Source organism: Reinekea sp. (genome assembly GCF_982785585.1).
In genome coordinates this window covers 1-9,463 of record NZ_CEYAVF010000054.1, presented here as the reverse complement: position 1 = coordinate 9,463, position 9,463 = coordinate 1, and the positions used below count along the sequence as shown (strand labels likewise).

Sequence of the window (9,463 nt, the reverse complement as noted above, 5' to 3'; positions counted from 1 at the left end):
ACCGGATGGGCCCAGAGGTCGTACTCGTCGGCGTCTTCGACTTCAACCGTCAGGATATCACCGGGCTTCAAATGGGTCTGGTTATCCAAGAAGACCTGGCCATCGATATCCGGCGCGTCGGCTTTAGAGCGGGCAACAGCGCCTTGCTCGACAACCTCATCGACAATGACTTCAATATGCTTGCCGATCTTGGTCTGCAGTTTGGCCGCGCTGATGCGTTGCTGAACTTCCATAAAGCGATCGTAACGTTCTTGCTTAACCGCGGCATCAACATGGTTGGGCAGGGCGGCCGATGTGGCGCCGTCGACATTTGAGTACTGAAAAGCACCAACCCGATCGAGTTGCGCCTCGTCCATAAAGTCGAGCAACATCTGGAAGTCGGCCTCAGTCTCACCGGGGAAGCCGACAATAAAGGTCGAGCGCAATGTGATATCTGGGCAAATCTTGCGCCAGGCGTGGATGCGGTTGAGCACCTTCTCGGCGTGGGCTGGACGCTTCATCGCCTTTAATACCGATGGGCTGGCATGCTGAAAAGGAATGTCCAGATACGGCAAGATTCGGTTTTCCGCCATCATCGGGATGATCTCATCGACGTGCGGGTAGGGGTAGACATAGTGCATGCGCACCCATACGCCGAGCTGGCCAAGTTCTTCGCACAGTTCTTTCATGCGGGTCTTAACCGGTCGGCCATTCCAGAAATCGGTGCGGTACTTGGTGTCTACACCATAGGCGCTGGTGTCTTGGGAAATGACCAGCAGCTCTTTGGTGCCGTTCTTAACCAACCGCTCTGCTTCCGATAAGACTTGGCCAATCGGTCGGCTGACCAAATCGCCGCGAAAGGATGGGATGATACAGAAGGTACAACGGTGGTTGCAGCCTTCGGAAATTTTTAGGTAAGCATAGTGCTTCGGGGTCAACTTAACGCCGGTATCGGGCATCAATGAGGTAAAGGGATCGTGCCGAGGCGGGACCACGGTATGCACCTGGCTGACTACTTCCTCATAGGCATGTGGCCCGGTAATGGCCAAAACATTGGGATGCACTTCGCGGATATCGTCCGCCTTGGCGCCCAAGCAGCCGGTCACAATGACCTTACCGTTTTCACGCAAGGCTTCGCCGATGGTATCGAGAGATTCCTTCACCGCCGAGTCGATAAAGCCACAGGTGTTGACGATGACTACATCGGCGTCCTGATAGGTCGGCGTGATGTCGTACCCTTCGGCGCGCAACTGGGTCAAGATGCGTTCTGAATCGACCGTGTTTTTCGGGCAACCGAGGCTGACAAAACCGATACGCCCGGGCGCGTCCATACTCTGACCTTGGCTGGGGTTAAAAGTTTTGATGATGTTGTCCTGACTCATGCGGGCCTCGATGGGTAACTAACGGTGAAAGTGATTAAGGGGCGCCATTGTAGCGATTCCGAGCCTAAGCTCAAGAAGTGAGCGAATAATTCTCATCCGTTGGCGGTCAGGCCGGCTCGATAGGCGCCCGGGGCCTCGCCCTGCCAGCGCTTGAAGGCACGTTGAAAGGCATTCGGGTTGGCATAGCCGAGTAAATAGGTGATTTCACCCAGTGAATAGAGCGGGTCCTTTAGATAGATACGCGCTAGGTCCGCGCGAGTCTGCTCAACTAGAGTGGAAAAGCGCGTGCCTTCGGCGCTCAGTCGGCGTCTTAGAGTCCAGGGTGGCATTTCAAGACCTTCGGCCACCTGCGCCAGCGACAACTGATTGCTGTTTAATAGTGGGCTGATCTCCTGCATAACCCGTTCGACAAAGCTTTGCTGGCGCTCTAGGTTACGCAGTAGGGCGTCACACTGATCGCGGCAGTCCTGATAGGCGTTGGCGTTTGCTTGCCGCGGTGCGGCTTGCAGATCGGTGTGCTTATAGACTAGGGCGTTGCGGGCTTGATTGAATCGGACCGGGCAGGGCAGTAATTGGCTGTAGCGCTCAACATAGGTCGGGGCTGGGAATTCAATTTGCAGATAAAGGGGCTGGATAGCCGAACCGGCAAGGCGCTGTAGCATGGCCAGTTTGGTCGCCAGCGCCAGATCGACGATAAAGTGGTTAAACTCATTATAGGGGCTGATTGAATAGAATTCGGCCACGGCCAAAGGGCCCTCACGGTAAAATCGGGACTGGCCACGCGCGTTGCGGCCGCTGAGTCGTTCAAAGTGGGCCATGTCGATCAGGGCCTGATCCAGGCTTGGCGCGCACTCGGCCAAAAATCCGACCCAACTGAGTAACGAAGGCTGGGCGATGGGCCCACATAAGAGCCCTAATTCCGGACAGCGATGCTCGGCGATCAGGGTTTGCCCCAAGCGCATAAATTTCGGGATACTCAATCGGGCATCGGCCTGCTCTCGCTTGGTCGGCGACAATTGGAATTGCGTGCAATAGGGTTCGGTGTCGATACCAATTGACTCGCTCGCCTGGAGCAACAGGTTGATATAGCGGATCGAGATATCGCCCAAGCTGATTGTCATTTAAAGGTACCTGATTGTTATTTTTGGGTATTGCTGCAGTATAGCCATCGCATTACTGTTTAGCTCACGTTGTTTTCACCGCGACCGTTTAAGCCGATCCTTAGTCGGCGTTGAATCGCCACGCTATTTGCCATCTCTTGAGACCACAGGGCCTGACTATGACACCAGCACCGTACCCGCATCTATTGGCACCGCTAGACCTAGGTTTTACCACCCTGCGCAATCGTGTATTGATGGGCTCAATGCACACCGGTTTGGAAGAACGACCCCAGGGCTTTGAACGCCAAGCCGCCTACTTTAAAGCGCGCGCCGAGGGCGGCGTGGGTCTAATCGTGACCGGCGGGATCGGCCCGAACCTCGAAGGCGTTGGTGTGCAGGGCGGGGCGGTGTTAATGAATGACGCCGAAGTGGCGCAACACCGATTAATTACCGAGGCGGTACACGCCGTCGAGGGCGCCAAGATTTGCATGCAGATCCTGCATGCCGGCCGATATGCCTATACGCCCATACTGGTGGCGCCCTCGGCGCTCAAGGCACCGATTAATCCCTTCACCCCCAATGCCTTGGACAGCGCCGGTATCGAACGGCAGATTGATGACTTTGTGCGCTGTGCCACCCTGGCACAGCAAGCCGGCTATGACGGTGTGGAAGTGATGGGTTCGGAAGGTTACTTCCTCAATCAGTTTATTTGCACCCGCACCAATCAGCGTACCGATGAATGGGGCGGTGCCTATGAAAACCGCATCCGCCTGCCGATCGAGGTGGTGCGGCGCATCCGCGCGGCCGTGGGCGAGCGCTTTATTGTTATATATCGACTCTCAATGCTCGACCTGGTGGAAGAGGGCAGCACGTGGCAAGAGGTTGTGCAGCTGGGTAAGGCCATTGAACAGGCCGGCGCCACGCTGATCAATACCGGCATTGGTTGGCACGAGGCGCGCATTCCAACCATTGCCACCTGTGTGCCCCGAGCGGTCTTTGCCCAAGTCACCGAACGCATGAAGCAGGAGCTGTCGCTGCCGCTGATCACCACCAATCGGATCAATAGCCCTGAGGTCGGTGAACATATTATCGCCTCCGGCATGGCCGATATGGTCTCCATGGCCCGGCCGTTTTTGGCCGACCCCAATTTTGTTAACAAGGCCGCCGCCGGGCAAGCCGATTCGATCAATACCTGTATTGCCTGCAATCAGGCCTGCCTCGATCACGTCTTTGTTGGGGGCGAAGTCTCCTGTCTGGTAAATCCCTTTGCCGCCAATGAGACCCGCCTGATTCAGACCGACGCGCTTAAACCGCAACGCATCGCGGTGGTTGGCGCCGGTCCCGCGGGCTTGGCCGCCGCCACCACCGCGGCCGAACGTGGCCATCAGGTGGTGCTCTTTGAAGGAGCCGACCGGATTGGCGGGCAATTTAATATCGCCCTGCAGATTCCGGGTAAGGAAGAGTTTGCCGAAACCTTGCGTTACTTCTCGGTGCGCTTGGCCCAACTGGGTGTTGAGGTTCGTCTGAACACGCGAGTAACGGCACGCCAACTGGTCGATCAGGGTTTTGCCACCATACTGCTGGCAACCGGTATCGTGCCCCGGTCAATTGATATGCCCGGCGCCGATCACCCCTCGGTACTGAACTATCTCGAGGTATTGCGTGATAAGAAGCCGGTCGGTAAACGCGTCGCCATTATCGGGGCTGGCGGCATTGGTTTTGATACCGCCGAATACCTGGTTGACCACAATCCAACCGAGCCCCAAAGCGCCGCAGAATTTTTAGCCGAGTGGGGCGTTGAACTGCATGGTTCCCGGCCCGGCGGTCTGGCCGAACAGGCCACCATAGTGCCCCCGGCGCGGGAAATTTTTCTGCTGCAGCGCAAAAATTCGAAGGTCGGTGGCAAGCTGGGTAAAACTACCGGCTGGATCCATCGCACGGCCCTAAAACATAAGGGCGTGACCATGCTCAATGGGGTTAGCTATGACCAGATCGACGACACCGGCCTGCATATCACCATTGGCGGAGAACGCCAGATATTGGCCGTAGACACCATCGTTATCTGCGCCGGGCAAACGCCCCAGCGGGAGCTGGAGGAGGCGTTAGAGGCCATGCAACAAGCAGAGGGCTTGCAGTTGGTTGTGCATCGGATTGGCGGCGCCAATGTCGCGGCCGAACTCGATGCCAAACGAGCAATTAAGGAAGCTACCGAGTTAGCGTTGACGCTATAACACTGGGTCCAGGCTAGAGGAAAGTTCCCCGTTTATACGCCTGGCGGCGGCTTTCCTCTAAGCAAAGAGGCGGTAATGGAAAAAGTTCTTATAAGTGCTTGTCTGCTCGGTAAGAAAGTTCGCTATGACGGCAAAGCGTTTCCCATCGCTGATCAAATTCTCGCTCAATGGATTGCCGCTGGGCGAGTAATTTCAGTATGCCCCGAAGTGGATGCCGGCATGAGTATACCAAGAGCCCCGGCAGAAATAACAGCCGGCGATGGCTTCGATGTTTGGGCGGGCAGCGCGTTCGTTATTGAAGATGTCGGATTGGACGTGACGGCCCATTTCAAAAAGGGCGCTGAAATGACGTTGGTGTTGTGCAAAAAATACAATATCAGGGTCGCAGTATTGACTGAGCATAGCCCCTCATGCGGCAGCACAGCAATTTACGATGGGCACTTTACCAGTACTAAAATCAATGGGGTTGGCGTTACCGCTGCCTTACTTAAGCAAAACGACATTGAAGTGTTCAGCCAGCATGATATTGCCGATGCGAACGCGGCATTGCTGCGGACAACGATATGGAATACTAATTATTAATAACCACAAAACTCATCGAGGTACAAAATTGAGTAAAAGGATTCTTCCACTCTTGGCGCTAAGCCTCAGCTGCTCTGCATTCTCCGACGTGCTCGTTGATATTGAATTGGGCACCTTTATAGCAGACCACAATAGGGTGCAGATACCCAATGATAGCGAGGGTGACCGCTTTAATATTAACGATATCGGCGCTGACCCTTTTGTTGCGGCACGGCTAACCCTAGTGTGGTTAGCGTCAGATAAGCAGGAGCTGCAAGTTGTCTTGGCACCCTTTCCGTATACCCAGGTAGGCAATCTCGATGAAGACGTTGTATTTGTTGGTGAGACCTTTGCCAAAGATGAAACCATTGAGGCCGGATATCAATTCAGCAGCTATCGATTACGTTATCTCTATAAGCTAGTCGATGCTGAGCAATGGCAGGTTGACTTGGGTGCCACGCTATTTTTACGCGATGCCCGTATTAAACTGAGCCAGAACGGTAAGTCCAGTGAGTATGGTGCTGAAGCTATTGGCGTTGTGCCGCTACTGGCCGTTCGAGCCGCCTATGCGTTCAACCAAAAATGGTCATTATTATTGGATACCGATTCTGCCTTTGCACCGAAGGGGCGGGCCTTGGATATAGCCTTGCTGGCTCAATATAGGCTTGATGATAAATGGCAATTTTCTGGTGGCTATCGAACCATTGAGGGCGGCGCCAACAGTTCTAAGTCCTATAATTTTGCCTGGTTTAACGGTGTTGTCGTTAAATCGAGTTATGCTTGGTAAGTTAGTCTAATATGCAAAAAGATGGTGTTTTTATCTGTAAAAATAGAAACCTAATCGGTCGATCTTGTCATAGGGCGCGCGTGCCAAATCTCAATAGACTGTTGGCAACGCACGCCTAATCTGCTCCTGCTCCGCTAGCGCGTTATGTCCTGCACTGCGGCAGCAGCGTCCAGCACCGATTCCTTAAATTCTATTGGTGTCCAGTTAAACAAAGAAAGCGTTTGTGCGTTGTCAGCCATGAGGTTCATGTCCAGCATGCCAACCATTCCCTTTGCTTCCCGATCAAAGAGCGCCACGAAACGCAGCAGAGAACTGGGTGCCACTCGCGTGCTGGGTCCTTTGTAGCCCTTGTCTTTCAGGATTTGAGCAGCTTCGATAAAGCTACCGGGGTTTGCCGTTGACGCGACAATGCGTTTCCCCGCGGCATCGGCAGTGGTCATAGCTTGGACATGCAGCTTCGCAACGTCACGAACATCGACCATTGGGAAGGACATTCTGGGTACCATGGGCATTTTCCCGCGCAGCATCTTATCCAGCATAGCCATGCTCTGCCCTGTGATATCACGACCCAATGGTGGGCCGAATACGCCACCAGGGTTTACGCTGACCATTTCCATTGGCGTTTCTCCAGCCTGACTCTCAATAAAGTCCCAGGCGGCTTTTTCGGCCAGGGTCTTACTCTTGGCGTAGGTGTTGACCTGCACCGAGGTGGTGTCGGTCCAGTCTTTAGGGCCAAATGTTCCAGTCTTCATACTGCCAAACATTGCAACCACCGAGCTGGTCAGTACTACTCGCTTTACACCTGCTTTTTGACCGGCTCGGAGCGCGCGTAAGGTGCCTTCAACCGCTGGAATAAACATCTCATCTTCGGTCTTAGGGTTCGCAATAGCAAAGGGAGAGGCAACATGCATCACATAGTCGCAACCATTTGCAGCGTCGTCCCAACCCTTGTCGGAGGTCAGGTCGAGTTCGACGATGGATAGATTTGTCGTATCAACGGATGCTGCAGAAAGTGTTTCACGTACTTCCTTCTCTTTACTGGCGTTGCGCACCGATCCGCGCACGTCGAAGCCTGCATTCAAAAGCTGTTGGGCACAATGAAGCCCAATAAAACCAGAAATACCCGTAAGCAATACTTTTTCGTTACTCATATATGACATACTCCAAATGTAGGTTGTTTAAATAAATACTGACCGGTACTATATTTAAAGAAAGTAGCAGAGTCAATATCAATACAGGGTGTGACCAATAGATGAGTGCAGACACCGTGAAGGTTTCAAGAGGGCGACCGAAGACCCTCAATCGTGATCATATAATTGATGTAGCCATGCGAGCTTATTGGCAAGAGGGCGCTGCTGGTGTATCGGTAAATGAGATTTGTAGAAAAGCCAACGTCTCTAAGCCGGGCCTGTACCGTGAATTCAAAAATGAAGATGGGTTGATGCAAGCGGTGCTTGTCGCATATCAAAACCAAATGCTGACACCAATACTGCAAAGCCTGACCACCGATGCCCCGTTTAGGCAGACGCTCGAGAATCTGGTGTCCTTTGTGACCCAGGTCCAAGATAATCAAGCGTTCCCCAAGGGATGCCTGTTGGTGAAAATGCATGAGTCCCGTATGCGGGTGGGAGCTGCGACTCGAGAACAAATAGACCGTAGCCATCAGCAATTCTTGACGGCTTACGAACAATGGATCGAGCGCGCGAAGGCGAGAGGTGAATTTCTTGCAGACCTGCCATCACAATTTGCTGCGAGCTATGTCGACACCCAAGTCAGCAGTGCTCTGTCCCAAATAGCACGGGGTGAGCCGCATTCTAATGTGAAAAAAACACTCTTGTTGGCTTTTTCTATGCTGAGGTGAGCTGGGCCTAAGGTCATAGATTAATCGCCGGTTACCCAATGGGCAGGAGGATGCAGTGAACAACAACACAGTAAAGAAAATCACCAATAACTGGACCCTTTGCCCTGCATGTCAGGGCCGCGGTCAGAAAAGTAAGGCCATTCGCAAGAGTGTGCGGTTGCGCTACCAGCGGGACTTAGCGCAATTTCAAACAGCGCCGCACGCCGGCACGGCCCCCGTTCGGCCCAAGGGGCACCTTGACGCCTGCCAAAATTGCAGCGGCTCAGGGTTAATTCAGGGCGCCAGTCAAGCCACATTGGACCGCACCCCCGATTATCAGAACTACCCCTATCTAGCCATTGTTGGCGCTGGCATAGGCGGAGTCGCGCTCGCGGTGGCCTGCTTACATCGCCGAATTCCCTTTACCCTCTTTGAACGCGACAGTGGCTTCGCGGCACGATCTCAGGGGTACGGCCTTACCTTGCAGCAGGCCAGTCGGGCGATCGAGGGTCTGGGCATCGTGTCCCTGGAGGAGGGGGTGGTTTCGACCCGGCATGTGGTTCACACCCCCGATGGCACGGTGATCGCCGACTGGGGCATGCGCGACTTGGCCGCAACGGCGCTTAAAAGCTCGACGCGCACCAATGTGCACATCGCTCGGCAAGCGTTGCGTTTGGCCTTGCTTGAGCAGCTCGGTGACGACGCCGCGGTGCAGTGGGGTCATCAGTTGGTGCAGTACAGCGAGTCAAACGGTGACGGTGTTGAACTGAGCTTTCAAGTTGCTGGGGGCACAAAGCAGGTTAAAGCCGATCTGTTAGTGGGCGCGGATGGCATTCGCAGCTCGGTGCGGCAGTTACTGATGGGCGAGGACGTCGCGCCATTGCGTTACCTGGGGTGTATTGTGATTTTGGGCATTTGTCCGCTCGACGCGATTGATGGAGTGGACCGTGCCTTGCTGGATTCAGCCACGGTATTCCAGACTGCCAACGGCCATGAGCGGATTTACCTCATGCCCTATGCGGCCGATTCTATTATGTGGCAACTGAGTTACCCCATGCCCGAGCAGGCGGCCCAAGCCTTGAGCGCGCAAGGCCCCGGGGCACTCAAAGCAGAGGCGCTGCGACGTTGTCAGTGGCACGCTCCCATCCCACAAATCTTAACCGCCACGCATGAAGCGCAAATTTCTGGCTATCCGGTATACGACCGAGCCTTGCTTGAGTCAAGCCAGTTGCAGCAAAGCGCGCAGGTTACCCTGATCGGTGATGCGGCCCATCCGATGAGTCCCTTTAAAGGCCAGGGCGCAAATCAAGCCTTGCTCGATGCGCTCGCGCTGGCTCGAGCAATTACAAAAAACTGTGGTCCCTCAACGCCGTGGCGGCAGCAGGGTCTAAGGGCGAGTGTGTTAAATGAATTTGAAGCGGAAATGCTGGCACGCAGTGCCACTAAGGTGAAGGATTCCGCCGAGGCCGCGCAATTCCTGCATTCCGATGTCGTGCTCCACGAGGGCAACGAACCCAGAGGGCGGGTGCTGCAGAGAACAGGAGATTAAAAATAAGCCATAAGAAAAATCAGACGATGTCAGG

Annotated in this window: 8 protein-coding genes; 5 read left to right on the top strand and 3 right to left on the bottom strand. The window is 54.4% G+C overall.

Annotation, left to right across the window (positions count from 1 at the left end; translation table 11 throughout):
• Window positions 1-1,310: 30S ribosomal protein S12 methylthiotransferase RimO (rimO, locus tag AC4FIC_RS14660; RefSeq protein ID WP_490359432.1), on the bottom strand; the 1,310-nt coding region annotated here is incomplete at its 3' end.
• Between the two features lie 143 nt (window positions 1,311-1,453).
• Window positions 1,454-2,482, bottom strand: a complete 1,029-nt coding sequence (locus tag AC4FIC_RS14655) for an AraC family transcriptional regulator (RefSeq protein WP_476194601.1) — start codon at window positions 2,480-2,482, stop codon at window positions 1,454-1,456.
• Between the two features lie 158 nt (window positions 2,483-2,640).
• Between AC4FIC_RS14655 and AC4FIC_RS14650 the strand changes: the two genes are divergently transcribed.
• From AC4FIC_RS14650 to AC4FIC_RS14640, 3 genes are all read left to right on the top strand, one after another.
• The gene (locus AC4FIC_RS14650; protein ID WP_273284925.1) at window positions 2,641-4,692 is read left to right on the top strand and encodes an NADPH-dependent 2,4-dienoyl-CoA reductase; all 2,052 of its coding nucleotides are present in this window, start codon (window positions 2,641-2,643) and stop codon (window positions 4,690-4,692) included.
• A gap of 75 nt (window positions 4,693-4,767) precedes the next feature.
• Window positions 4,768-5,274: a 2-thiouracil desulfurase family protein gene (locus AC4FIC_RS14645; RefSeq protein ID WP_100256776.1), complete on the top strand. Its 507-nt coding sequence runs from the start codon at window positions 4,768-4,770 to the stop codon at window positions 5,272-5,274.
• A 52-nt stretch (window positions 5,275-5,326) separates the two neighbouring features.
• Window positions 5,327-6,040 carry a hypothetical protein gene (locus tag AC4FIC_RS14640; protein ID WP_287439947.1) on the top strand — a complete coding sequence of 238 codons (714 nt, stop codon included), beginning with the start codon at window positions 5,327-5,329 and terminating at the stop codon, window positions 6,038-6,040.
• A gap of 134 nt (window positions 6,041-6,174) precedes the next feature.
• Here AC4FIC_RS14640 and AC4FIC_RS14635 read toward each other — a convergent pair whose 3' ends face one another.
• On the bottom strand, window positions 6,175-7,191 hold the full coding sequence (locus tag AC4FIC_RS14635) for an SDR family oxidoreductase (RefSeq protein ID WP_476194600.1): 1,017 nt from the start codon (window positions 7,189-7,191) through the stop codon (window positions 6,175-6,177).
• Between the two features lie 101 nt (window positions 7,192-7,292).
• Here AC4FIC_RS14635 and AC4FIC_RS14630 point away from each other — a divergent pair, with 101 nt between their 5' ends.
• Both AC4FIC_RS14630 and AC4FIC_RS14625 read left to right on the top strand, forming a co-directional pair.
• Complete coding sequence (locus tag AC4FIC_RS14630; protein WP_476195178.1) at window positions 7,293-7,901, top strand: TetR/AcrR family transcriptional regulator; 609 nt, start codon at window positions 7,293-7,295, stop codon at window positions 7,899-7,901.
• A gap of 55 nt (window positions 7,902-7,956) precedes the next feature.
• Window positions 7,957-9,429: an FAD-dependent oxidoreductase gene (locus AC4FIC_RS14625; RefSeq protein WP_476195179.1), complete on the top strand. Its 1,473-nt coding sequence runs from the start codon at window positions 7,957-7,959 to the stop codon at window positions 9,427-9,429.
• The last annotated feature ends 34 nt before the right edge of the window (window positions 9,430-9,463 follow it).

Excerpts from the sequence above, each read along its gene's own strand:
- AC4FIC_RS14655 (WP_476194601.1), bottom strand. The coding sequence starts at position 2,482 with ATGACAATCAGCTTGGGCGATATCTCGATCCGCTATATCAACCTGTTG.
- AC4FIC_RS14650 (WP_273284925.1), top strand. The coding sequence starts at position 2,641 with ATGACACCAGCACCGTACCCGCATCTATTGGCACCGCTAGACCTAGGT.
- AC4FIC_RS14645 (WP_100256776.1), top strand. The coding sequence starts at position 4,768 with ATGGAAAAAGTTCTTATAAGTGCTTGTCTGCTCGGTAAGAAAGTTCGC.
- AC4FIC_RS14635 (WP_476194600.1), bottom strand. The coding sequence starts at position 7,191 with ATGAGTAACGAAAAAGTATTGCTTACGGGTATTTCTGGTTTTATTGGG.
- AC4FIC_RS14630 (WP_476195178.1), top strand. The coding sequence starts at position 7,293 with ATGAGTGCAGACACCGTGAAGGTTTCAAGAGGGCGACCGAAGACCCTC.